Origin of the sequence: Aurantimonas sp. E1-2-R+4 (genome assembly GCF_036549515.1) — a bacterium.
Classification (GTDB): Bacteria; Pseudomonadota; Alphaproteobacteria; order Rhizobiales; family Rhizobiaceae; genus Aurantimonas; species Aurantimonas coralicida_A.
The window spans coordinates 36647-61801 of sequence record NZ_JAZHLK010000010.1; the positions used below are offsets into that span (position 1 = coordinate 36647).

Consider the following 25155-nt stretch of genomic DNA (forward strand, 5'->3'; position numbering starts at 1 on the left):
GTCAAACCCGCACCATCAATGGCGGAAGTGGCGCATCCCGGTCAGCACCATGGCGATGTCGTTGTCGTCAGCGGCACGGATCACCTCGTCGTCGCGCATCGAACCGCCCGGCTGGATGACCGCCGTCGCGCCCGCCGCGACAGCGGAGAGCAGCCCGTCCGCGAAGGGGAAGAACGCGTCCGACGCGACCGCCGAACCGCGCGTCAACGGCTCGGCGAGACCCAGCGCCTGGGCGGCGTCCTCGGCCTTGCGCGCGGCGATCCGGGCCGAATCCACCCGGCTCATCTGGCCGGCGCCGATGCCGACGGTGGCGCCGTCCCTGGCATAGACGATAGCGTTGGATTTGACGTGCTTGGCGACCCGGAAAGCGAATTTCAGGTCGGCAAGCTCGGCGGCGCTCGGGGCCCGCTTCGTCACCACCTTGAGGTCGAGATCGTCGACCACGCCGGCATCGCGCGATTGCACCAAGAGCCCGCCCGCGACCGACTTCACGAAGCGCCCGGCGGCGCGCGGGTCGGGCAGGCCGCCAGTCAGCAGCAGGCGAAGATTCTTCTTGGCCGCGATGATCGCCATGGCGTCGGGGTCCGCGTCGGGGGCGATGATCACTTCGGTAAAGACCTGGACGATCGCTTCGGCCGCGGCCCGGTCGAGGCGGCGGTTGAGCGCGACGATGCCACCGAAGGCCGAGACGGGATCGCAGGCCAGCGCCTGCCGATAGGCCGCCAGGAGGTCCGGCCCTTCCGCGACGCCGCACGGGTTGGCGTGCTTGATGATGGCGACGGCGGCGGTGCGATCCGGATCGAATTCACCGACCAGCTCGAAGGCGGCGTCGGTGTCGTTGATGTTGTTGTAGGAGAGCGCCTTGCCCTGCACCTGCCGGGCCGTGGCGACGCCGGGCCGCGCCTCGCCGGTCTTGTAGAAGCCCGCCGACTGATGCGGGTTTTCGCCATAGCGCAATTCCTCGGCGAGCATTCCAGCAAAGCTCGCGCGGCGCGGCATCGCGTCCTCCACCTCGCCGGCGAACCATTGCGAGACCGCCGCGTCGTAGGCGGCCGTGCGGCCGAAGGCGCGGGCCGCGAGCCGCCGCCTGAGGGCGAGGTCGGTCTCGCCCTGGTTAGCCTGCAGCACGGCAAGCAGCTCGCCATAATCGGCCGGATCGACGACGACGGTGACATAGCCGTGGTTCTTGGCACCGGCCCGGATCATCGCCGGGCCGCCGATGTCGACATTCTCGACGATGGTCGCGGCGTCCGCGCCGCCGGCCAGCGTCGCCTCGAACGGGTAGAGATTGACGACCAGAAGATCGATCCCGGCAATATCGTGAGTCCGCATCGCGTCGGCATGGGCGGGGTCGGCGCGAATCCCCAGAAGCCCGCCATGCACGCCCGGATGCAGCGTCTTCACCCGCCCGTCCATGATCTCCGGAAAGCCGGTGAGATCGGACACGTCGCGGACGGCGAGGCCGGTGGCTTCCAGCGCCTTGCGGGTGCCGCCGGTGGAGACGAGCTCGACGCCGAGCGCCGCGAGGCCCTTGGCCAGATCGTCCAGGCCGCTCTTGTCGGATACCGAGATGAGCGCCCGGCGGACGCGAACACGGTCGGGAACGGGTGTGACATTGGCCTTGACGGACATCGGCATTTCCTGCGCGGATCGGAAAGAGGGGTTTGGTCCCTGATACCGGGGCGAGGCCGCTGCGACAATGCCTCGGCGCGGACGTGTCGTCCTATGGCGTCAGCCGCGGCTCCTCGCCGTCCGCGCCTGGCGACGCCTTCGACAGCTCGGCGAGATCGTCGAGCGTGTTCGGCAAAACGCCGACAGCCCGATTCATGCCGCAGGACGCAAGCGCCAGGCCGATAATGGCAAGGAGGACGAGATGCTTCATCGGCATGAAGATGCGCCATCGCGGCATTTCGTCGAGTCGTGTTTTCGCTTTTCGCGTCTGTCGACGCCGCTCGCTTCTGGCGCCCCGACGCCCCGGCCGGTCAGCGCTCGCGCAGGAAGCGCCAGGCGATACCGTCGGAGTCCCGCGCGTCGAACGACACGACGAGCTGGAGCGTGCGGCGAGCCCCGCCGGCATCGGCAAAAAAGATCGAATCCTCGATCGCCAGCTCACCATCGGTCTCGAACAGCCAGCGCTGATCGCGAACGCTGAGCCGGACCCCGTCGCCCGCCGTTTCGACATTGACCCCCGGGTGAAGATGGAAGCGCGCGGTAGCGCTCAGTGCCGTCCCGGCGCTCCCATGCCCGCCCGCGGCCTCGAAACGGTCGGTGCCGTCCACCTGGTTTCCATCGGGTGACACGACGAGCCTGCGGCGATGCAGGAGACCGAAGCCGCGCGCATAGCCGTTATGGGTGGCGTCGAAACCGAGACCGGCGTCGCCCGGATCGGCCAGTGTCACGGCGGTGGGGCCAGGCACAAGCGGGGTTCCGAGAAACCGGTCGAGGCTGGCGGAGCGGGCGAAATGCGAGGAGGATCGGTCCGCCACCGTGACGGTCGAATGGGCGGCGGTGGAGCGCGAAAGCCGCCGCCAATCGGAGTCCTCGGTGGTCGGGCGACCGCAATTGACGACGATGCGGCTGGCCTCGCTCGACAGTTCGAAGGCGAGCGTCCCGGCATGGGCGTTGCTCGACACCGAGGTGTGCGCCGGGCAGCCCGTGTCGGCGATGACGGTGGTCCTGTCGGCCGTGATCCGGTGATAGCCCGACTGGCGCGCGTGGCTGATCGGCTCGCCCAGCGTCTCGTCGTAGCGCAGCAGCACGGTCATCAAATGGAGGTCGGAGACGCCGGCGCCGTTGAACAGCGCCAGCGTCCCGTCGCCATGGCGAAAGAAGCGGATCGCCGGCAGCATCCGGTCGATCGCCGAATAGAGGCCCTTCGGCAGCGCTTGACCCTGCCCAAGATAGGTCAGCCGCAGCGGAATCAGATCCGCCAGGATGCGGATGATCGTCGAGGGGTCGCGGGAAATATGTCCGCCATCGGGAAAGATCTGCCGGTCGAGTTCGTCGGACAGGGACTGCGCGGCGATCTTGACCCGCCCGCTGGCCGTCGGGAGACACAGCGAGGCAAAGGCGAGCGCCGTGCGCACGACGAGGCGCGGCATTCCCTCGGGCGCTTCCTGGGCGATCGCGCGCAGATAACGCGCCTGCGCCGACAGGCTTTTCATGAAACGGCGGTAAAAGCCCGGTTCGGCCCCGGTAAGCAGCAGATCGGCATGGGTGATCCAGGCGATGAGACGCCGCGCCGCGACCGCCGGCTCGAAGGCCGGGCCGCCGATCGTCTTGCCCTTGAGGCGGATCCAGTCGTCGACGAGCGCGCGGGCGTTCTGGGCCGCCAGCGCGTCACTGGCCGCCGCATGATGGCTCAGCCAGTCGAACCCATGCAGTTCGACCGAATAGGCGGCCGATGGCGGCGTCGACTGGAAAATCGAGGTGCGGCCGGGCTCGAGCAATTGTCCGGCGAAATGAAACCGCCCGGCATAGATCGCTTCGGCGATCATCGGGTCGCCGTGGCGCAGATTGGGCGGAAGCGCGATGAGTTTGCCGGATGTCCCTCCGGCGAAGCGCCAGCGGTGGATCGGGCCGGTGTGGAGTCGCCGCCGGACCCGGCGCCAAGCCTCCCGAAGCGTCAAAACCGCAAGCAGCGGATGATCCACCAAACCCGTCGACACTCCCGTACTCCAGCGCTATCGGATCGTTTCAGATGCGCTCACCGGTTTTCGGATCACGCGATGCGGCATTGCAGAGATTCACGGCGTTCCGCGCGTGTTCAACCAGGCGCGCACCGTTGTCACCATGGTCTCGCAGGCCAGCCGACGCCGGCCCGATGCCGGCGAGCGCGTAGCGACTGCTCGATACAACCGAGTTTCGCGCGATATGGTAAAGGCTTTGCTAAGGCGCGGAGGCAGGCGCGCCCGCCCGGATCACAGCCGCTTGAGCCGGGCCGCGTAAAACCCGTCGAGGCCGCCCTCGGGACCCTCGCCGGCCCCCAGCATCTCCGGCGTTGTCCGCAGATCGCCCTCAGGCGTCAGGGCGAATTCGAAGCCCGGCAGCTCCGCCGCCGTGACCGGATCGCGCGCGAAGTCCGGCCGCGCCGCGAGAAACGCCGCGACCACATCCTCGCCTTCCGCTCGGTCGAGCGAACAATTGGAAAACACCAGCTGGCCCCCCGGCGCCAGGAGCCGCGCCGACTCGCCGAGCAGGCGCGCCTGGACGGCCGCGAGCTTGTCGACCTCGGCGGCGTCCTTGGTGTAGCCGACATCGGGATGGCGGCGGATCGTTCCGGTCGAGGAACAGGGCGCGTCGAGCAGGATCGCGTCGAACAGCGGGTCGGGTTCGTAGGCCGACAGATCGGCGACGACCGTCTCGGCCTCGAGCGACAGGCGCGCCAGATTCTCTTTCAGCCGCTTCATCCGGTTGGCGTTGATGTCGAGCGCAGTGACCCGGCCGCCGGCGAGGATCAACTGGGCAGTCTTGCCTCCCGGCGCCGCGCAGACATCGGCAACGCGCTTGCCGGAGAGATCGCCGAACAACTTCGCCGGCAGCGCGGCGGCGGCGTCCTGCACCCACCATTCGCCGGTGGCGAAGCCGGGAAGGTCGGTCACTGGGCCGTCGAAGCTACCGAGCCGGACCGTGCCGGAGGTCAGCGCGACACCGCCGAGACGCTCCGCCCAGGAAGCGGGATCGCCCTTCACCGAAAGATCCAGCGACGCCGGCGACAGATGGGCCAGCGCGATCGCGTCGGCGCGGGCCGCCCCATAGGTCGCGACGAGCCGGCGCATCAGCCATTCCGGCATGTTCTCGCCAGGCTTGGCGACCACGCGCAGCGTCTCCTTTTCCCGCGACAGGCGGCGCAGCACGGCATTGATCATGCCGGAAAAGCGCTGGCTGCGGGAATCGACGCCGGAGGACGCAACGGCGAGATCGACAGCCGCGGAATCCGGCACGTCGAGAAACAGGATCTGCGCCGCCCCGACATGCAGGATGTGCTTCAGCGCCGCGGCGTTCGGCGGCAACGGCCGGTCGAGGCAAGCGTCGAGCGCCCGGTCGATCGTGCCGCGAAAGCGCAGGGCCGTCAGGATGATCGCCTTGACCAGACTCTGGTCGCGCCGTTCCAGCGCGCGAAAGCCCGAATGACCGCCCTTGGCGTCGAGAAGGCCGTCGGCGGAGGTCTTGGCGTCGACGATGGCCGACAACAGCTTGGCCGCCACCAAGCGCGCGCCGAGGCCCGGCCTGTCGCCGGCCGAATAGCCATCCGGCACGAAGGCATCGGGTCCGGCGGCGATCCGGGGCTGACCCGCCCTGTCGGCCGCGACCGGCGCCTTGCCCGGCAGGGGGCGCTTGCGCGGCGCCGAGCGGGATGCGTCGAAATTGCCGCCGCGACGGGGCTTGCGGCCGTCCGACCCGGCGCTCAACCCCAGGGACCCTTGCGCGGGCCGCCGGGCGGCGTCTTGTGCGACCGGTTCCACGGCCCCGACGCCTGATCGTCATGCGCGACCGGCTTGGCCGACGTGCCGGCGACGAAGCCCGCGCCGCCGCCGCCGCACATTTCGACCGCCATCTGCCGCAGGGCGGCGATACGGTTGCCGGTATCCGGGTGGGTCGAGAACAGATTGTCCATGCGCTGGCCTGACAAGGGGTTGATGATGAACATGTGCGCCGTCGCCGGGTTGCGCTCGGCGTCCTCGTTGACGATGCGACCGGCGGAACTGGCGATCTTGCCGAGCGCCGAGGCCAGCCAGTCGGGATTGCCGCAGATCTCGGCGCCGCGCCGGTCGGCCGAATATTCGCGGGTGCGGCTGATCGCCATCTGCACCAGCATCGCGGCGAGCGGCGCAACGATAATCGCCGCGATCACGCCGATGAAGCCGAGCGGATTGTTGTTGTTGCGGTTGCCGCCGAAGAAGAAGGCGAAATTGCCGAGCATCGAGATCGCGCCGGCAAGGGTCGCGGTGATCGTCATGATCAGCGTATCGCGGTTCTGCACATGGGCGAGCTCATGCGCCATCACGGCCGCGACCTCTTCCGAGGTCAGTTGCTCGAGCAGACCCGTGGTCGCCGCGACGGCGGCGTTATCGGGGTTGCGGCCGGTGGCAAAGGCGTTCGGCTGCGGGTTCTGGATGACGTAGACCTTCGGCATTGGCAGGCCGGCATTGCCGGCGAGGCCCTGGACGATGCGATGGAATTCCGGCGCCGTGCGCGCGTCGACTTCCTTCGCACGGTGCATCTTCAGCACCATCTTGTCGGCGTTCCAATAGGCGAAGAGATTCATCCCCGCCGCGATGACGAAGGCGATCATCATGCCGGCGCGGCCGCCGACCAGAAGCCCCAGCCCCATGAAAAGGGCGGTCATGAAGGCGATCAGCATCGCCGTCTTGATCATGTTCATGGGACGGTCCCACCCCGCTGCTCACGACGCGGTCGATCCGCGTCCTACCGCCAGCAAATCTGGTGATTGCAGGTCGCCGCCGCAATGTCGATCACAGCGGGGGCGTTTCAGCCGCTCCGGGCGATGACCATCGTGGTCACTCGCCGGCCGCAGTGGGCAATTGCCGAGCGGCTCCCTATCTTGCCGGCACCGACCGCCGACCAGGATCATCCTGCCAATGACCGATTCCGAAACTTCAGACTCCCCGCAAGCCGCCGCGACCGAAGGGCCGGCCGAGCCGGACCGGACGGACGCGCCGACCGACCATCGTCCCCTCTCGCCCGCCGCCCGGCGCGCGCTTGCCGAGGCCGAAGCGCGGCGCCGCGATCGCAACGCAGAGGCGATCGATCCGGCCGGCCGGCCGACGGAGCTGAATGGCCGCGACGGCCCGGAACCGGTCCGCTACGGCGATTGGGAGAAAAACGGGCTGATCTCCGATTTCTGATTCCCGCGCTCCAAGCGGGAAAAGCAGCCGCACCCCGCATTCCAGATTGACGGCGACAAATGCGTATCAGCTTATGGTTGTGGGCACCTTATCCTAACGGAAACCACGCCATTCACGGCTTCGCGTCTCGCGGGGATGAGGCGACACCGTGATCAACCCATGACGTGCTGCGGGGGCAGATTGACTTCTTCGAGATCCGATATAGGAATAATATCCGCAACGCAGATGATTCGGATCGCCCGCTGACGTGAGATACCTTACCCATACCCTTTTCGGTTGCATTGCCTCCCTGCTCGCGTTTGGGGCAGCGACCGGCGCCGCCGAGACCGGCGATGCGTATCTGCGCGAGATCGCCGGGCCGGTAGAGGCGCGCGTGATCAAGGTACGCGACGGCGATACGATTATGGTCGAGGCATTCATCTGGCCGATGCAGTCCGTCCATGTCGCGGTTCGCCTGCGCGGGATCGACGCCCCGGAACATCGCGGCGGTTGCACGGCGGAGAAGGCTGCGGCGCAGGTTGCGACCGATAGGCTCAAGCAGTTGGTCGGCGGCGGAAACGTCACGTTGACCGTCATTTCCGGCGACAAATATTTCGGCCGCGTGCTGGCCAGCCTGTCGGCGTCGGACGGCAGCGACGTCGCCGACCGGTTGCTGCGCGAGGGTCTCGTCGCCCGCTACGAGGGCGGCAAGCGGCGCGACTGGTGCAACGGCGCTGTGCTGGGCGGTCTCGCGCCAGCGGCACCTGGGATATCGGGTACCGGATAGGCGGGTTTGCGCTGCGGGCCGTTAAAGCGTCGGGATGTCCGCAACGCGAGTTGCCGCCCGCCCATACTCCGCGCTAAACCCTGAAAAGCGGTGTTCATACCGGTTTCACGTGAAACGGAGAGGCCGGTCGATGACGGGCGAAGCCAGACTCGAAGCCATCGTCCGCCAGGCGATCACCGCTTTCCAGCCGAAGATCGCCGTCCGGCTGTGGACCGGAGAACGCATCGGTCCCGCGGACGGACCGGCGCTCGCCCTGAACGATCCCGCCGCGATCGCTCGCCTGGCGATCCGCCCGACGATCGCCACCGCCGTCGAATTGTGGATGGCCAAGGCTGTCGATATCGAGGACGGCACGATCTTCGATATCGCCGCCGCGCGTTCCGACATCCGCACCAAGGACGCGCTGAAGAAGCTCGACAAGTTGCGGATCGCCGCTGCGCTGCCGGCGCTTTACACTCTGGCGCGCAAGGGCGCGAAGACTGCCAGAACGGCACCCCAAGCGGGCGACGGCGCAGGCGCCAGCGGCTCGTCCATGGCGGCGATCCAGTTCCATTACGACATCTCCAACGATTTCTACCGCCTCTTCCTCGACGAGCGGATGCTGTATTCCTGTGCCTATTTCGACGGCTGGCACGACGACATCGACAAGGCGCAGTTCGACAAGCTGGAGATGATCTGCCGCAAGCTGCGGCTGAAACCGGGCGAACGGCTGCTCGACATCGGCTGCGGCTGGGGCGCGCTGCTCATTCACGCCGCGGAGAATTATGGGATCACCGGCCACGGCGTGACGCTGAGCCAGGCCCAATACGATCTGGCCCGCGAGCGCGTCGCTGCAAAGGGGCTGGGCGATTGTATCACGATCGAACTCAAGCCCTTCCAGGAGGTGAGCGGAGCCTTCGACAAGATCGCCTCGATCGGCATGTTCGAACATGTCGGCTGGGCCCATCACGACGCCTATTTCAGTGCCGTGCGCAAACTCCTGCGGCCGAACGGGCTCTATCTCCACCACGCCATCACCCGGCCGGCCAAGGCCACCGCCAAGGCATTTCGCAAAGGCACGAAGGAATATGCGGCGATCATCCGCTACATTTTTCCCGGCGCCGAACTCGACCATGTCGGCCACTCCGCGCAAAAGCTGGAGGCGCACCGTTTCGAGGTCCACGACGTCGAGAACTGGCGCGAGCATTATGGCCGCACCTGCCGGCTCTGGCACGACCGCCTGAGCGCCAATATGGAAGAAGCGTCGCGGATCGCCGGCGAGCCCCGCGCCCGGCTGTGGCTGCTCTATCTCGCCGGCGTCTCACTGGGTTTCAGCCGGGGCGGCCTGCTGATCTACCAGACACTCGCCTCGCGGAGGGCCAAGGGACCGGCCGAACTGCCCCCGACCCGGCGCGACCTTTATCGCTAGGCCGATTTCCCGCGCGCGGCGACGGCGAAAACGCCCAGTCGGGCGTCTCCCCGACAAAATTGATCGGCTAACTTAGTTTCTTTTGGAACCTCTCCTGCCGTGGATCATTCTTTCGTGATCACCAATGGGAGTAAAATCGATGAGAAACACTCTCTACACGGCACTTCTGGCCGGCGTCGTCATGCCCTTCGCGGCCTTCGCGCAGGATGCCACCACGCCGCCCCCAACCGATACCCCGCCGGCTGTCGAAGCGCCGGCCGACGCAACCGCGCCAGCCGATTCAGCGGCTCCGGCGGAGGGAACGGACGCGACCACCGGCGACGCCGCCGCGCCTGCCGAGGGCGAGCCGATGTCCCGGGACGATGCGACCACCATGCCGGACTCAGGCGCGGCCGCCCCTGCGGATATGCCCGCTACGACCAACACCGAGGCAGCGCCCGCTGACACCACGGCGATGGACACGGCCACTTCAACCGACGCGACCATGGCTGACGGTCCCTTCGTCGTCGTCCCCCCGACCGGCGCTTGGCGCGTTGAGGACCTGAATGGCAAGGACGTCTACGATACGGCCGGCGAAAGCATCGGATCGATCACCGACGTGCTCGTCTCGGAGCAGGGCGAAGTAATCGCGGTGCTCGTCGGTGTCGGCGGCTTCCTCGGCATCGGCCGGAAGGACGTGGCGGTTGCGATGGACGCGCTCGAATTCGGTCCGGGCAAGACCGAAGGCCTTCCCAAGAAGGCCGACATCGAGGCCGCCGCTCCCGCTCCTGTCGATCCGGCTGCCGGCGGCGCGGCGACGGGTGTCGATCCGGCGGCCGGTGGCGCCGCTCAGCCAGCCCCTGAGCCGCAGACTCCGGTCGTCGGTGAGGATAATCTGCCGGATCGGATCGTGCTGAACGTTTCGCGTGAGCAGCTCGAGGCCGCGCCAGCCTATGGCGAGCCGGAAGAGGCGGAAGCCGCCGAGGAGGCTGCGCCCGATGCGGGGATGGCTCCGGCCGACGGCACGACACCGGCACCGCAATAAGCGCACGAGCGCGCAAGCGGATTCGTCCGGCTGTCATTGCCGCCCGTCCCGGTTTGCGCCGGGGCGGGTTTTTTTCCTGGCCGGGCCTGGGAGGAGCGCCCGCCCATGCAAAAGGCCGCTCCCTGTTGCCAGGAAGCGGCCCCGTGACTCTCGTATACCGGGGGTCCTTCGACCGTTACCCGGACCCGACTGTCTCAAGTGAAGCGAGAAGACTGCTCCATCGCTTGACCGAGACATTGAGACCCAACCGGCATCTGGAAATCACTCAACATTGGATCACCTCCTTTCGCTTCGTTAAACACCCGGCAAGTATGCGGGCATAAAACAGGCAAGGCAAGACGGTGGCGTTTTTCGCGCCAGCCTGACGCAAGTCGCCACCGTCGCGCGCTCCATCTCAACCCTTGCGGTTCTCCCGATTTTCCACCAGATCGTCGACCACAGCGGGATCGGCAAGCGTCGAGGTGTCGCCGAGCGCGCCGAAATCGTCCTCGGCGATCTTGCGCAGGATCCGCCGCATGATCTTGCCCGACCGGGTCTTCGGCAGGCCCGGCGCGAACTGGATCTTGTCCGGCGAGGCGATCGGCCCGATCTCCTCGCGGACATGGCCGACGAGCTCTTTCTTGAGATCGTCGGAAGGCTGTTGCCCCTCCATCAAGGTGACGTAGCAATAGATGCCCTGGCCCTTGATGTCGTGCGGGTAGCCGACCACCGCCGCCTCGGAGACCTTCGGATGCGAGACCAGTGCCGACTCGACCTCGGCCGTGCCCATGCGATGGCCCGAAACGTTGATGACGTCGTCGACGCGGCCGGTGATCCACCAATAGCCGTCGGCGTCGCACTTCGCCCCGTCGCCGGTGAAGTATTTGCCCTTGTAGGTCGAGAAATAGGTCTGCTCGAAGCGGTCGTGATCGCCGTAGATCGTGCGCATCTGGCCGGGCCAGGAATCGGTGATGCAGAGATTGCCTTCGGCCACGCCCTCCAGCGCCGTGCCGTCATTGTCGACGAGCTGCGGAATGACGCCAAAGAACGGCCGCGTTGCCGAGCCGGGCTTGAGGTCGGTCGCGCCCGGCAGCGGCGTGATCATGATGCCGCCAGTCTCGGTCTGCCACCAGGTATCGACGATCGGCGAGCGCTCGTCGCCGACGACCCGGTAATACCAGTTCCACGCCTCCGGATTGATCGGTTCGCCGACGCTGCCGAGTACCTTGAGGCTCTTGCGTGACGTCTTGGTCACCTTGTCGTCGCCCGCGCCCATCAGCGCCCGGATCGCCGTCGGCGCGGTGTAGAAGATATTGACCTTGTGCTTGTCGATGACCTGCCAGAATCGCGAGGTATCCGGATAGTTCGGTACGCCCTCGAACATCAGCGTCGTCGCGCCGTTGGCGAGCGGCCCGTAGACGATATAGCTGTGGCCGGTCACCCAGCCGACATCGGCCGTACACCAGTAGATGTCGCCGTCATGGTAGTCGAAGACGTATTCATGCGTCATCGCGGCATAGACGAGATAGCCGCCGGTCGTATGAAGGACGCCCTTCGGTTTGCCGGTCGAGCCGGAGGTATAAAGGATGAACAGCGGGTCCTCGGCGCCCATCTCCTCCGGCGGACAGTCGGTGGACGCTGTCTCGCGCGCCTCGTGCCACCAGACGTCGCGGCCCTCGGTCCAGGGCACATCGGCGCCGGTGCGCCGCACGACCAGCACCGTCTTGACGGAATGGCCGGCCTTTGCGGCGATCTCGCAAGCCCGGTCGGCGTTCTTCTTGAGCGGCACCGTGCGCCCGCCGCGCAGGCCCTCGTCGGCGGTGATCAAGACGTCCGAGGTGGCGCCGTCCAGCCGGCCGGCCAGCGCGTCCGGCGAAAACCCGCCGAACACCACCGAATGGACCGCGCCGATCCGCGCCGAGGCGAGCATCGCATAGGCCGCCTCCGGGATCATCGGCATGTAGATCGTCACCCGGTCGCCCTTCTTCACGCCCCGCGCCTTCAGCGCGTTGGCCATGCGGCAAACCTCCTCATGCAGTTCGCGATAGGTGATCGCCTTCGATTCGGAGGGATCGTCCCCCTCCCAGAGGATGGCCGTCTGGTTGCCGCGCTTGTCCAGATGCCGATCGATGCAGTTGGCCGCGACGTTGAGCGTCCCGTCCTCGAACCAGCGAATGTCGATCTTGCCCGGCGCAAAAGAAGTGTTCTTCACCTTGGTGAAGGGCGTCATCCAGTCGAGACGCTTGCCGTGCTCGCCCCAGAAGCCGTCCGGATCCTCGATGCTGCGGCGATACCAGGCCTGATAATCCTCGTTCGTGAGCTTCGCGCGGGCTTTCCATTCGTCCTTGACGTGGATGATGTTCATGCTTCGCCTCCCGTATCGTCCCGGCGGTCCCCCGCCTCCGAGAGGCAACTTAGGGTGAAACCGCGCGGACGGTCCAGCCGCGCGCGGTAAGACTTTCGAGGTGCGCGCCGCCGGCTGCAGGTTCAGGAGGCCTCGACCGTGTATCCGCCGAGCGTATCCTTCACATAGAGGTCTTCCACCATGGTCTTGACGATGGCGACGAAGGGCACCGCGAGCGCCACGCCCATGAGGCCAAACAGCAGACCGAAAACCAGTTGCGATCCAAGCGTGAGGGCTGGGGGTAGGGCGGTCGCCCACCGTTGTGCCATCGGCTGGGTCACATTGCTCTCGACACCCTGGATGACGACGTAGACGATGAGACCGTAGAGAGCCATCTGCGGGCTGTCGGCAAAGCCCGCCAGCACGATGACGACGCCCGCCACGAAGGGGCCGAGTGTCGGCACGAAAGCCAAAAGCCCGGCCTGCAGCGCCAGCAGGAAGGCGTTCGGCATGCCGATGGCCCACAGGCCGAGGAGCGAGACGACGAAAACAGTCGCCATGGAGATGGCTTGCCCGGCCAGCCACATGGTCAACTGATGTGCGCTGTTGCACAGCGTTTCCGTGATGCGCGCGCGCCGTGGCTTGGGGAACAGGCTGACGATGCCGCGCCGGTAGAGATCCGGCTGCCAGGACACGAAGATCGCGATGAACACCACGATGAAGGCGTTGCCGAGGCCGCCGAGGATGGCGTAGGCGGCGCGCGAGGCGGAGGAAAAGAGGCCGGAGGCGCTGGGCAGGAGGGTCCCCAGCCCCGGTTCATCCGACGGCCTTCCGTCGGAGAAACCATATTCCTGAAGAAGCTCCGCAAGGCGATCGACCTGCCCGGCCACGAGTTGGAGGAGATCGTTGAACTGCTGGACGATCACCACGCCGCCCCAGACAAAGCCGGCCGTGATCAGCAGCAACAACATGAGATAGGCGACCAGCAGTCCGACCCTTCGCGGAACGCCGACATATCGCAGGCCGGAGGCGATGCCGGTGAACGTCGAGGCAAGCACCAGACCGGCCAAGATCAGGAAAAAGGCCAGCGAAGCGGTCCAGAATACGAACAGCGCGGTTCCGACTGCCGCGACAATTCCGGCGGCAATCACGGTCCGGCGAACAAAGGCCGCCTCGCTAGACGTCTCGGCCACGCTATTGCCTCCTCAAACGGTCCTACCGTTTCATGCAAAGACGGCAGCGGCGGAAGGGTTCCGCTCCAGGGCGGCGAATTGATTGACCGTCCAACCAGCCAGACACCGGCGGCTTGCTATCCTTGCCGGCCCGCCGGGCGAAGACCCCTCAGCCGTAATCCCGCTCGCCGAAGATCGCTGAACCGACGCGCACCGAGGTCGCGCCGAAGGCAATCGCCGCCTCGAAATCGCCGGACATGCCCATCGACAGCTTGGCGACACCCGCCTCGGCGGCGATCTTGGCCAGCAGCGCGAAATGCGGGCCGGGATTTTCGTCGGCCGGCGGAATGCACATCAGCCCCTCGATCGTGAGACCGTGCTCATTGCGGCAACGCGCGACGAAGACCGCCGCCTCGCCCGGCGCGATGCCGGCCTTTTGTGGCTCTTCGCCGGTGTTGACCTGGACATAGAGGCGCGGATGCCGGTCCTGCTTGACGGCCTCCTTGGCGATCGCCGCGGCGATCTTTTCCCGGTCGACGCTCTCGATGACGTCGAACAACGCCACCGCCTCGCCGGCCTTGTTCGACTGCAACGGGCCGATCAGCCGCAATTCGATGTCGGGGAAGCGTTCGCGCAAGGGCGGCCACTTGGCCTTGGCCTCCTGCACCTTGTTTTCGCCGAAAATCCGCTGGCCGGCGGCGATCCCCGGCAGGATCGCGTCTGCGTCATAGGTCTTGGAAACCGCCACGAGATCGACCGCACGCTCGGGCCGACCCGCGTCCTTCGTCGCCGTGGCGATCCGTTCGCACACCGCCCGGTAGCGTTCGCCTGTCGTGTCGACCATACCCAACCTTTTTGCTGCTTCGGTAGCATTCAGCGGCGATTTTGCCGCGATTCGGCGAAATCTCGCCGGTTCGTGTTGAACGGGACGCGAACAACGGAGTAAGTCAAGCCGCATTGCCCACGCCCGACGGCCCCAGATGGCCGCGCCAGGATATCGACCCGCCGCATGTCATCAGAACGCTACAACCCCCGCGCATCCGAACCCCGCTGGCAAAAGGCCTGGGACGAGGCAAAGCTCTTCGAGACCCGCACCGACGCCGGCGGCGAGACCTATTACGTCCTCGAGATGTTCCCCTATCCCTCCGGCCGCATCCATATGGGCCATGTGCGCAACTATGCCATGGGCGACGTAGTGGCGCGCTACAAGCGGGCGAAGGGCTTCAACGTCCTGCATCCGATGGGCTGGGACGCCTTCGGCATGCCGGCCGAGAACGCCGCGATGCAGAACAAGGTGCATCCGCGCGAATGGACCTATCAGAACATCGCGACCATGCGCGGCCAGCTCAAGTCGATGGGCCTGTCACTGGACTGGTCGCGGGAATTCGCCACCTGCGACGTCGATTATTATCACCGCCAGCAGATGCTGTTCCTCGACTTCCTGGAGCATGGTCTCGCCTATCGCAAGAAGTCGAAGGTCAATTGGGACCCGGTCGACCAGACGGTGCTGGCCAACGAGCAGGTGATCGACGGCAAGGGCTGGCGCTCCGGCGCCGAGGTCGAGAGCCGCGAGCTCACCCAGTGGTTCTTCAAGATCACCGACTATGCCGACGATCTCCTGGCCGCCCTCGACACCCTGCCCGGCTGGCCGGAAAAGGTCCGGCTGATGCAGAGGAACTGGATCGGGCGCTCCGAGGGCCTGCTGGTGCGCTGGGCGCTCGACCCGGCGACCGCGCCTGCGGCTCACAAGGACGTCACCGTCTTCACCACCCGTCCCGATACGCTGTTCGGCGCCTCCTTCATGGCGGTGGCCCCCGATCATCCGCTGGCGACCGCTGCGGCGAAGGACGATCCGGACGTCCAGGCCTTCATCACCGCGTGCCGGCGACAGGGTACCACCGCCGAGGCTCTCGAAACCGCCGAGAAGAAGGGCATTCCGACCGGCTTCACCGTCACTCATCCCTTCGACGAGACATGGCAGCTGCCAGTCTATGTCGCCAATTTCGTGCTGATGGACTACGGCACCGGCGCGATCTTCGGCTGCCCGGCGCATGATCAGCGCGACCTCGACTTCGCCCGGAAATATGATCTGCCGGTGCAAGCGGTGGTGCTGCCGCCGGACGCCGATCCCGCGCGCTTTACGATCGGTACCGAGGCCTATGTCGACGATGGAACGATCTTCCATTCGCGCTTCCTCGACGGCCTCTCGCCCGACGCCGCCTTCGAGGCGGTGGCCGCAAAGCTCGAGGCGACCGACCTGTTCGGGACGCCGCAGGCCGAGCGCCAGGTCAATTTCCGCCTGCGTGACTGGGGCATCTCGCGCCAGCGCTACTGGGGCTGTCCGATCCCCGTGCTGCATTGCGAGGCTTGCGGCGTCGTGCCGGAGGCCAAGGCAAACCTTCCCGTCAAGCTTCCCGACGACATCGATTTCGACAAGCCAGGCAATCCGCTCGACCGGCACCCGACCTGGCGTGACGCCACCTGTCCGCAATGCGGCGGCGCGGCGCGGCGCGAGACCGACACGATGGACACCTTCGTCGATTCCTCGTGGTATTTCGCGCGCTTCACCGCGCCCCATGCCGACGCGCCGACCGACCCGCAGGCCGCCAATGCCTGGCTGCCGGTCGACCAGTATATCGGCGGCATCGAGCACGCGATCCTGCATCTTCTCTATTCGCGCTTCTTCGTCCGGGCGATGCGGGCTTGCGGCCATCTGGCGCTCGACGAGCCGTTCAAAGGCCTGTTCACGCAAGGCATGGTGGTCCACGAAACCTATCGCGAGGGCCGCGAATGGGTGCCCCCGGCCGACGTGGCGATTGCGGAGAACGAGACCGGCCGCGTCGCAACCCGAATCGCGACCGGCGCGCGACTGGAAATCGGCGGCATCGAAAAGATGTCGAAGTCGAAGAAGAACGTTGTCGATCCGGACGACATCATCGCCTCCTACGGCGCCGACACGGCGCGCTGGTTCATGCTGTCGGATTCGCCCCCCGACCGCGACGTCATCTGGACGGAGGCCGGCGTCGAGGGCGCCCATCGCTTCGTGCAGCGGCTGTGGCGTCTGGTCGCCGACACCGCGCCTCGGCTTGCCGGGGCGCCCGAGCAAGGCTCCGGCGACGACGAATCCGTCCTGGCGATCCGCCGCGCGGCGCACCGCACAGCGGCGGGCGTTGCCGACGACATCGAGCGTCTGGCCTTCAACAAGGCGGTGGCGCGGATCTACGAACTGGTCAACACGCTCGCCGCGTCCCTTCCCAAGATTTCCAAGGACAGCAATCCGGCCCTGAGGGGTGCGGCGCGCGAGGCACTGTCGATCCTCGTCCGCCTGATCGCGCCGATGATGCCGCATCTCGCCGAAGCGTGCTGGGCCGAATTGGGCGAAGCGGGACTTGTGGCCGCCGCATCCTGGCCGAGCGTCGAGCCGGCGCTGTTGCGCGACGATACGGTCACGCTGCCCGTCCAGATCAACGGCAAGAAGCGCGGCGACTTGACCATGCCGGCTACGGCCGGCAAACCTGACGTGGAGCAAGCGGCGCTGGCACTCGACTTCGTCCAGTCGGCGCTGGCCGGCAATGCGCCGAAGCGTATCGTGGTCGTCCCCGGGAGAATCGTGAATGTCGTCCTCTGATCCGCTTCGACCCCGCGCCCTTGTCGCTGTCGGCCTTGCCCTCGCGGTCCTGGCTCTTCCGGCCTGCACCGCCCGCCCGCTTTATGCGTCGGCTGATAATTCGGGTCTGCTTGAACCCGGCGGCGCCTTGGCGGCGCTACGTGGCCGTATCGCGGTGTCCGAAGCCAATTCGCGCACCGACCAGATCGTCCGCAACGCCCTCCTGTCGCGCCTGAACCAGGGAACGCGGGTCGCCCAGCCGCTCTACGAGGTCCGCCTCACCGTCACCGGCGGCGAAACCGGCATCGCCATCGAATCGGGAGGCGCGCTCAGCTCCGCCCTTTACCGCATGACCGCGCGATATCAGCTTGTCCGACTGTCGGACAATCAGGTTGTCGACACGGCCAGCCGCACGACAACTGTCCCGTTCGATCGGACCGCGCAGCTTTATCAAACTCAGCGCGCACTCATCAACGCGCGCCAGCAGGCGGGCGAGGACGTCGCGGCCCAGCTCGAAATCGCGCTGGTGCGCGCGCTCGAAAAGGCCGGCGTCTGACGGCAACGTCCTGGCAAGGCGTCCGATAATGAACGACATTGGCGCGACAGATCGCAAGGACGGACGCGGATAATGGCGCAAAAGAAGGCGGGCGAGGTCGAGGCGTTCCTCTCGCGTCCCGATTTTTCGTTTCCGGTCATCCTGCTTTACGGCCCCGACCCGGGTCTCGTCGCCGAACGCTCCGCCAAGATTGCCGAGATGTCCGGCGTCGACCGCAACGACCCCTTCGCAGCGGTGACGCTGGCGGCCGACGAGTTGGAAAAGGATATTGGCCGGCTCTATGACGAGGCCCGGACCGTGTCGCTGTTCGGCGGCCGCCGTCTCATTCGGGTGCGTGGCGCCGGCGCCGGCAAGGGCCTGGCGGAAGCGGTCGGCGATCTCGCCGCTTCGCCGCTCGAAGGCGCCCTCGTCATCGTCGAAGCCGGCGACCTCAAGAAGAGCGCCGCGCTTCGCAACAACGTCGAGCGTGGGCGATTTGCCATGGCGCTGCCCTGTTACCAGGACGAGGGCAGGGCGATCGACAAGATGATCGACGAGGAACTTGGTCAAAGCGGGCTGTCGATCGACCGGGAGGCGCGCGACGAACTGCGCGCCCGCCTCGGAGCCAATCGTCTTGCCTCGCGCGGCGAGGTCCGCAAGCTCTGTCTCTACGCTTTGGGCGCGCCGTCGGTGACCGAGGCGGACGTCCGGGCCGTCGTCGGCGACGTTTCGGCGGATACGCTGGAAGAGACCATCGATGCCGCGGCGAGCGGCAACGTCAAGCGCCTGCCGCATCTCATCGACCGGCTGGTGTCGGCCGGCACCGCCACCTTCCAGTTGCACCAGAATCTGCTGCGCTATTTCCAGCAGTTGCAGACCATGCGCGAGATGGTCGAACGCGGCGGCGAGCCGATCGGGCGCGTGGTCGAGCGGCGACGGCCGCATTTCCGGCGCAAGGCGGCTCTCGAGGCCGCGTTGGCGGCCTGGCCGCTGGAAGAAATCACCACCATTCTCCAGCGGATCGAGCGGGACATCTTGTCGAGTCGCAAGGAAGGCGGACTCGCCTTGACGATAACGCAGAAAACCCTGCTCGACATCGCCGTGGAGGCGGCCCATCTGCGCGCCCAGATCGGCCGCGCCTGACCTCAAGCCAGACGACCCCGCCCAGGGCGGGGTCGAACGCCGTCCTTTGTTTCACGTGAGTCGTGCAACCAACCCGAATGCAGTGGCTCAGAGCCCCCGCACCCGCGGCTGTTGTGCAACCCGGCGTTGTGCCCGCGTCTGCAACAGACCACAGATCTCGTCGAGCTGCTCAAGATCGGCATAATCGATGCGGATCGATCCGCGCTCGCCATCGACGCGAATTTCCACTGTCATACCGAGCGCCTGCGCCAGAAGATTCTCCAGCGCCACGACATCGGCATCGCGCTCGGCAGCCGCCTTGCGCTTACCTTTGCGCGCGGGCTTGGCCGGCCGGTTGTCCAACGTCTCGGTGGGTTTGCGGGCGAGATCCTCCGCCTCGCGCACACTCAAGCCGCGCGACACGATTTCATTCGCCAGCGCGAGCGGATCGTCGGCGGTCACGACGGTCCGCGCCGCGCCGGGCGACAGCGTGCCGGCGACCACCATGCCGCGCACTTCCTCCGGCAATTTCAGCAACCGGAGCGTGTTGGCGACATGGCTGCGGCTCTTGCCGAGCACATCGGCGAGATCGGACTGGGTGTAGCCGTGTTCATCGATCAGCGTCTCGTAGGCCTGAGCCTCTTCGACCGCGTTGAGATCGGCGCGCTGGACGTTTTCGATGATCGCGATTTCCAGCGATTGACGATCGCCGATGTCGCGCAGCACGACCGGAACCTCGCTGAGCCCGGCGGCCCGGGCGGCGCGCCAGCGCCGTTCACCGGCGACGATCTCGAACGATTCCGGCTGGCCCGGCTTCGGACGCAGCAGCAATGGCTGGACGACGCCATGATTCTTGATCGAGGCGGCAAGATCCTTGAGATCGGCCTCGTCAAAGCGGCGGCGCGGATTATTGGGGTTGGGCGAGATCCTGTCCAGGGCGACGAAGCGCTCGGCCGGAATCGCGGCCGGCGCGGCCTCAGATCCGCCATAGCCCGGCATCGGCCGCGGGGGCACGACGCCGCCGGTCCCGATCAGCGAGGCGAGGCCGCGTCCCAGCCGCTGCCGCGATTTGTCTTCGTTCATCCTCGTCTCCCCGCCTTTATCGGTCCGGTCTCCGCGAAAATCCGCCCTGGGAGGCGACCCGCCATCGCACGCGCCGTCACGCGGCCACCAATCGTCGCTCGCGCTGAAGGATTTCCGAGGCCAGGCGGATATAGGCCTGACTGCCCGGACATTTCATGTCGTAGAGAACCACGGGTTTACCGAAAGACGGCGCTTCCGATACCCGTACATTGCGCGGGATGATCGTCTCGTAGACATGTTCGCCCATATAGGAGCGCACGTCCCGAACTACCTGCGCCGCCAGATTGTTACGCCCGTCATACATCGTCAGGACGATTCCGTGCAGCGCCAATGTCGGATTCAGCGTATCGCGAACCTGCTCGACGGTCTGCAGCAACTGGCTGAGACCTTCCAGCGCGAAGAACTCGCATTGCAGCGGCACCAGAATCGAATCCGCCGCCGCCATGGCGTTGATCGTCAGGAGATTCAGGGATGGTGGGCAATCGATCAGGACGAAATCGAACAGCGGCGTGTCGACCTGATGGAAATGCAGGGCGTCGCGCAGCCGGTAAGCCCGACCGGGCGCCCCGGAGATTTCCATTTCCAGGCCGAGGAGATCGAGCGTCGACGGGATGATCGACAGGCTCGGCACCGCTGTCGCCGTCGCCGCCTCGGTGATCGAGGCCGCCTCCATCAGCACGTCGTAGGAAGAGACGTCACGATCGTCCTTTTCGATCCCGAGCCCGGTCGAGGCATTGCCCTGCGGATCGAGATCGATGAGCAGCGTCCGCTTTCCGATCGCGGCAAGCGCGGTGGCGAGGTTGATGGCGGTCGTGGTCTTGCCGACACCGCCTTTTTGATTGGCTATGGTGATGATCCGCATCGGCTGCCCGCTTATCGCATCCATCGGTCGCCTCCCGCATCGTTACGATGGCTGCTCTCGCCAGCCCTCGCGGCTTGACCGAAGCCCCACCGGGTAGAGGGCCCGGCCCCGCGGGAGCATGGCGTAGCCTAACGCCGCGCGATGTTACCGATGTCGAGGATGACCGAACCATCCTCGAGGTTCGATCCATGCTTTACCACGGTGAATCGCCAATGGGCAGCCGCTTGGTTAATTTCCTGTTCATGACTGCGGCCCTTTTGAAAAAAGCACCGCGCCGACGTCCGGATATGAGGCGCCACCATCGCCAACAGCTCGGGGAGCGGCGCCAGGGCGCGCGCGGTCACCAGATCCGCCGCTGCCAGCGCCGCGCCGCAATCCTCGATTCTGGCGGCGTGAACCGTTCCGGCGAGGCCGAGCCCGCGCTGGACGGCGCGCAGAAAAGCGACTTTCTTGGCGTTGCTCTCGATCAGATCGACGCCGCCGCCTTGGTCCGCCCGCGCCGCGGCCACGACGAGACCAGGCAGACCTGCGCCGGACCCCAGGTCGACGCAGCGCTGAAACGGCGGCAGGAGGCGCTCCAGCACCAGCGAATCAGCGATGTGGCGTGACCAGACATCGCCGATCGTTGCCGGAGCGACGAGATTGATGTGCCGCTGCCAATCGGTCAGCAGGGCGACATATTGGTCCAGGCGCGCCAGCGTTTCACGTGAAACATCGTGGGTTTCGAGAAAATGAGCGCGGCCCTCCGCCTGTTGCGCCGCCACCTCGGCGGGCCGCGGCGCGGCTTTGCGCTTTGGTTTGGCCGCGGGCTGGCGCTCAGGCGGAATAGGCTTTCGCTCACGCCGCACGAACGACCTCGCTCCGCCGCATGGCGACGAGAATCAGAGCGAGAGCGGCCGGCGTCATCCCGTCGATCCGCTCCGCCTCGGCGATCGATGCCGGTCGGCGCGCGCTCAGCTTTTGCCGCAATTCGTTGGACAAGCCGATGAGAGCAGAAAAATCGAGGGCGTCCGGAATCGTCCGGTTCTCGTCCCGGCGCAGGCGCTCCTGATCCCGCCGCTGGCGATCCAGATAGACATCGTAGCCAGCTTCGATCTCGATCCGCTCACGGATTGGCCCACCGATATCCTTGAACTCCGGCCAGATGGCGGTCAGCCGGTCCAGATTGATCTCGGTTTGCGAGAGCAGCTGCCAGGCCGTACGCCGGCGCCCGTCCTGATTGACTGATAGCCCATGTCGCTGGGCTTCGGACGGCGTCAGCTGGGCCGCTTCCAGCAGCGCGCGCGCCTTGGCGAGCGCCGCCTCGCTTTCCTCAAAGGTTTGGCGGCGTTCCGCGTCGACGATGCCGAGCGACAGGCCGAGCGGCGTCAACCGGCGGTCGGCATTGTCGGCCCGGAGCGACAGGCGGAATTCGGCCCGCGAGGTGAACATCCGATAGGGCTCGGACACCCCGGTGCGGGTGAGATCGTCGATCATTACGCCGATATAGGCGTCGGCCCGGCCGATACCGACGGGCTCCGCGCCGCCGGCCAGCCGCGCCGCATTGATCCCGGCCACGATCCCCTGCGCCGCGGCTTCCTCGTAGCCCGTCGTGCCGTTGATCTGGCCGGCGAGGAACAGGCCTTCGGCGCGCCGGACCGCAAGGTGGCGATCGAGCTCGCGCGGATCGACATGATCATATTCGATGGCGTAGCCAGGCTTCAGCACCGTCACCCGCTCTAACCCCGGAATCGAGCGCAGGAATTGCAACTGCACGTCCTCGGGCAGGGAGGTCGACACACCGTTCGGGTAGATCGTATCGTCGTCGAGCCCTTCCGGCTCGAGGAAGATCTGGTGGCCGTCGCGGTCGCCGAACTTGACGATCTTGTCCTCGATCGAGGGACAATAGCGCGGCCCCGCCCCCTCGATGCGGCCGGAATAGAGGGCCGAACGGCCAATATTCTCACGGATGATCCGGTGGGTTTCCGGCGTCGTCCGGGTAATCCCGCAATCGATCTGCCGGTTGGTGATCGCCTTGGTCAGATAAGAAAACGGAACCGGGTCGGCGTCCGGGCTCTGCCGGTCGAGCCCGCTCCAGTCGATCGTGCGGCCGTCGAGCCGCGCCGGCGTGCCGGTCTTCAGCCGGCCCAGCGTCAGGCCAAGCCGCTTCAGTGTTCCCGAAAGGCCCGTCGATGGGTCCTCGCCCATGCGCCCGGCCGGGATCGTCCGATCGCCGATATGGATCAGACCCGACAGGAATGTCCCGGTCGTCAGCACCACAGCCCGGCACTGGATGACGTGGCCGTCGCCAAAAACGACCCCTGTCACCCGGTTCCGCTCGTCCAGGACAAGGTCGGCGACATCGCCTTCGACCACGTCGAGATCGGCATGGGAGGCAATCGCCGCCTGCATCGCCTCGCGGTAGAGCCGCCGGTCGGCCTGAGTCCGGGGTCCGCGCACGGCTGGCCCCTTGCGCCGGTTGAGCAGCCGGAACTGGATGCCGGCCGCGTCGGCAACCCGGCCCATCAACCCGCCCAACGCGTCGATCTCGCACACGAGATGGCCCTTGCCGATGCCGCCGATCGCCGGATTGCAGCTCATCGCGCCGATCGTATCGAAGCGGTGGGTGACCAGCGCGGTTTGCGCGCCTGCCCGCGCCGAGGCGCTCGCTGCCTCGCAGCCGGCATGGCCGCCGCCAATGATGACGACGTCGTAGTCGGAGGCGGCGGCGGGGAGGGACGGATCGCGCATGGGTCTCGGATACCGGTTGAGCAGGGCGGTGGTGCCAACCGTGAAAACGGATTCGGCATCGACAGGCAAACCATTTTTTCAATGAAGCTAAGCCTATAAAGGCTCAATCGCTCGGAGACAACGCAAGCGGAAATGCGCCGACAGGCCCGCCTTTCCTCATTTGCCGATGCAGAACTCGGAAAAGATAACGTCCAGAAGGTCCTCGACGCCGACCTGGCCGGTCAGCGCGCCGAGACGGTTGCCGGCGCGCCGCAGGGTTTCCGCACCCACTTCCGGCGGCATGTCCGGCTTCGACACGAACTGTTCGAGAATGCGCAAGGCATCGGCGACCAGCTCCTTGTGACGGGTCCGCATCGGCACCGCCTCGTCGGGATCGCCGGCAGCTTCAGCCGCCAAGGCGGCGACACGCGCGACAAGGGCAGACATTCCCTCGCCGGTCTTGGTGGAAATGGCAAAGTCGAAGGCGAAATCGTCCCATTCGCCGCCAAACCGTGCCGCAAGACCCTGCGGCTCCGGCCGGTCGGCCTTGGTGCGAACGGTGAGGATATGCCTTTGCGGCCGGGACATCCCCGCCGCGTCGTCGTCCAGAGGCGCATCCGATGCGGCGAGCATCATCGGGTGTTTCACGTGAGTCAAAAGTTCCGAGAACCGTGCGAAGCGCCCATGTCCGGATTGGGTATCGACCAGCGCCAGGACCAGATCGGCCGAATCCATAACGGCCCGCGCCCGTTCGACGCCGATCGCTTCCACCGCATCAGAGGTATCGCGGATCCCGGCCGTGTCGGAGAAACGCACCGGGACGCCGTCGAGATCGAGGGTCGCCTCGATCACGTCGCGCGTCGTACCGGGAATTTCGGTGACGATCGCAACCTCCCGATCGGCCAGCGCATTGAGCAGGCTGGACTTTCCGGCGTTCGGCGCACCGACGATCGCCACCCGATAGCCTTCGCGCAGGATTTCGCCGCGGTCCGCCTTGGCGAGATGGGTCCGCATCTCATCGACGAGCGCCGCGATCTTCGCCGCCACGCCGCCGGCAACGTCGTCGCCCACATCCCCCTCGTCGGCGAAGTCGAACGAGGCTTCGATCATTGCTCGCGCTTGGGTCAGCCGCCGCATCCAGTCCTCGTAGATCGCGCGCAGCGCCCCACCCGCCTGCGCCACCGCCATGCGGCGCTGCGCCTCGGTCTCGGCCGAGATGAGATCGGCCAGCCCCTCGGCCTCGGTCAGGTCGATGCGGCCATTCTCGAAGGCGCGTCGGGTGAACTCGCCGGCAAGGGCGAGTCGCACGTCGGGAAGCGCCGTCGCAGCGTCGAGAAAGGCAGCGACGACCGCACGCCCACCATGCAGGTGAAACTCGGCGAGATCCTCGCCGGTGACGCTGCTCGGCGATGGAAAGAACAAGGCGATGCCTCGGTCGATGGTCGCGCCGGCCGCACCGCGGAACCGGCGAAGGCTGGCGCGGCGTTCATTCGGGATTCCGCCGGCAAGGCGCTCCATGACAATCCGCGCGGACGGTCCGCTGACGCGCACAACTGCGACGCCGGACGGCAGGGCGCCGGAGGACAGCGCGGCAATGGTATCGGAGGGGATCAAACGAGCGGCTCGGGGTTTTTCGGGATTGTCGAGGGGGACAAAACCAGCTTCCACCAGTGTT

20 protein-coding genes are annotated in these 25155 nt (G+C 66.5%); 7 read left to right on the top strand and 13 right to left on the bottom strand.

Going from position 1 to position 25155, the window contains the following annotated elements:
- Positions 1-15 precede the first annotated feature (15 nt).
- The 5 genes from purH to htpX all read right to left on the bottom strand — a co-directional run bounded on the left by purH (position 16) and on the right by htpX (position 6385).
- Positions 16-1632 carry a bifunctional phosphoribosylaminoimidazolecarboxamide formyltransferase/IMP cyclohydrolase gene (gene purH, locus VQ045_RS06845; protein ID WP_331829568.1) on the bottom strand — a complete coding sequence of 539 codons (1617 nt, stop codon included), beginning with the start codon at positions 1630-1632 and terminating at the stop codon, positions 16-18.
- Positions 1633-1723: 91 nt separating this feature from the next.
- Positions 1724-1909 carry a hypothetical protein gene (locus VQ045_RS06850; protein WP_331829569.1) on the bottom strand — a complete coding sequence of 62 codons (186 nt, stop codon included), beginning with the start codon at positions 1907-1909 and terminating at the stop codon, positions 1724-1726.
- Between the two features lie 73 nt (positions 1910-1982).
- The gene (locus tag VQ045_RS06855; protein ID WP_331829570.1) at positions 1983-3668 is read right to left on the bottom strand and encodes a heparinase II/III family protein; all 1686 of its coding nucleotides are present in this window, start codon (positions 3666-3668) and stop codon (positions 1983-1985) included.
- A 252-nt stretch (positions 3669-3920) separates the two neighbouring features.
- Positions 3921-5411, bottom strand: a complete 1491-nt coding sequence (locus VQ045_RS06860) for an RsmB/NOP family class I SAM-dependent RNA methyltransferase (protein ID WP_331829571.1) — start codon at positions 5409-5411, stop codon at positions 3921-3923.
- The gene (htpX, locus tag VQ045_RS06865) at positions 5408-6385 is read right to left on the bottom strand and encodes a zinc metalloprotease HtpX (protein WP_331829572.1); all 978 of its coding nucleotides are present in this window, start codon (positions 6383-6385) and stop codon (positions 5408-5410) included. The genes VQ045_RS06860 and htpX overlap by 4 nt, the downstream gene beginning before the upstream one ends.
- A 217-nt stretch (positions 6386-6602) precedes the next feature.
- On the opposite strand from htpX, the gene VQ045_RS06870 reads away from it, so the two are divergent.
- The 4 genes from VQ045_RS06870 to VQ045_RS06885 all read left to right on the top strand — a co-directional run bounded on the left by VQ045_RS06870 (position 6603) and on the right by VQ045_RS06885 (position 10067).
- Entirely contained in the window at positions 6603-6869 is a 267-nt protein-coding gene (locus VQ045_RS06870) for a DUF1674 domain-containing protein (RefSeq protein WP_331829573.1), read from the top strand.
- A 247-nt stretch (positions 6870-7116) separates the two neighbouring features.
- The gene (locus VQ045_RS06875; protein ID WP_331829574.1) at positions 7117-7635 is read left to right on the top strand and encodes a thermonuclease family protein; all 519 of its coding nucleotides are present in this window, start codon (positions 7117-7119) and stop codon (positions 7633-7635) included.
- Positions 7636-7765: 130 nt separating this feature from the next.
- The gene (locus tag VQ045_RS06880; RefSeq protein ID WP_331829575.1) at positions 7766-9043 is read left to right on the top strand and encodes a cyclopropane-fatty-acyl-phospholipid synthase family protein; all 1278 of its coding nucleotides are present in this window, start codon (positions 7766-7768) and stop codon (positions 9041-9043) included.
- Positions 9044-9182: 139 nt separating this feature from the next.
- Positions 9183-10067 carry a PRC-barrel domain-containing protein gene (locus tag VQ045_RS06885; RefSeq protein WP_331829576.1) on the top strand — a complete coding sequence of 295 codons (885 nt, stop codon included), beginning with the start codon at positions 9183-9185 and terminating at the stop codon, positions 10065-10067.
- Positions 10068-10461: 394 nt separating this feature from the next.
- On the opposite strand, the gene acs is transcribed toward VQ045_RS06885, so the two are convergent.
- The 3 genes from acs to VQ045_RS06900 form a co-directional block, all read right to left on the bottom strand.
- On the bottom strand, positions 10462-12411 hold the full coding sequence (gene acs, locus VQ045_RS06890) for an acetate--CoA ligase (RefSeq protein ID WP_331829577.1): 1950 nt from the start codon (positions 12409-12411) through the stop codon (positions 10462-10464).
- 122 nt (positions 12412-12533) lie between these two features.
- Positions 12534-13583 (bottom strand): AI-2E family transporter, encoded by a 1050-nt coding sequence (locus VQ045_RS06895; protein WP_331829578.1) that lies wholly within the window; start codon positions 13581-13583, stop codon positions 12534-12536.
- Positions 13584-13731: 148 nt separating this feature from the next.
- Positions 13732-14406 (bottom strand): YggS family pyridoxal phosphate-dependent enzyme, encoded by a 675-nt coding sequence (locus VQ045_RS06900; RefSeq protein WP_327648723.1) that lies wholly within the window; start codon positions 14404-14406, stop codon positions 13732-13734.
- A gap of 165 nt (positions 14407-14571) precedes the next feature.
- On the opposite strand from VQ045_RS06900, the gene leuS reads away from it, so the two are divergent.
- From leuS to holA, 3 genes are all read left to right on the top strand, one after another.
- A complete protein-coding gene (gene leuS, locus VQ045_RS06905) occupies positions 14572-17190 on the top strand; it encodes a leucine--tRNA ligase (RefSeq protein ID WP_331829579.1) in 2619 nt (872 codons plus the stop codon).
- A complete protein-coding gene (locus VQ045_RS06910) occupies positions 17177-17725 on the top strand; it encodes a hypothetical protein (protein WP_331829580.1) in 549 nt (182 codons plus the stop codon). The genes leuS and VQ045_RS06910 overlap by 14 nt, the downstream gene beginning before the upstream one ends.
- Positions 17726-17797: 72 nt before the next feature.
- Positions 17798-18847 (top strand): DNA polymerase III subunit delta, encoded by a 1050-nt coding sequence (gene holA, locus VQ045_RS06915; RefSeq protein WP_331829582.1) that lies wholly within the window; start codon positions 17798-17800, stop codon positions 18845-18847.
- 87 nt (positions 18848-18934) lie between these two features.
- Here the strand turns inward: holA and VQ045_RS06920 are convergent, their stop codons facing one another.
- The 5 genes from VQ045_RS06920 to mnmE form a co-directional block, all read right to left on the bottom strand.
- On the bottom strand, positions 18935-19909 hold the full coding sequence (locus VQ045_RS06920; protein ID WP_327625473.1) for a ParB/RepB/Spo0J family partition protein: 975 nt from the start codon (positions 19907-19909) through the stop codon (positions 18935-18937).
- Between the two features lie 76 nt (positions 19910-19985).
- Positions 19986-20795: a ParA family protein gene (locus VQ045_RS06925; RefSeq protein WP_327648715.1), complete on the bottom strand. Its 810-nt coding sequence runs from the start codon at positions 20793-20795 to the stop codon at positions 19986-19988.
- A gap of 104 nt (positions 20796-20899) precedes the next feature.
- The gene (rsmG, locus tag VQ045_RS06930; protein WP_331829583.1) at positions 20900-21619 is read right to left on the bottom strand and encodes a 16S rRNA (guanine(527)-N(7))-methyltransferase RsmG; all 720 of its coding nucleotides are present in this window, start codon (positions 21617-21619) and stop codon (positions 20900-20902) included.
- A complete protein-coding gene (mnmG, locus tag VQ045_RS06935) occupies positions 21609-23501 on the bottom strand; it encodes a tRNA uridine-5-carboxymethylaminomethyl(34) synthesis enzyme MnmG (RefSeq protein WP_331829584.1) in 1893 nt (630 codons plus the stop codon). The genes rsmG and mnmG overlap by 11 nt, the downstream gene beginning before the upstream one ends.
- A gap of 156 nt (positions 23502-23657) precedes the next feature.
- Positions 23658-25094 (bottom strand): tRNA uridine-5-carboxymethylaminomethyl(34) synthesis GTPase MnmE, encoded by a 1437-nt coding sequence (mnmE, locus tag VQ045_RS06940; RefSeq protein ID WP_331829585.1) that lies wholly within the window; start codon positions 25092-25094, stop codon positions 23658-23660.
- Positions 25095-25155 lie beyond the last annotated feature (61 nt).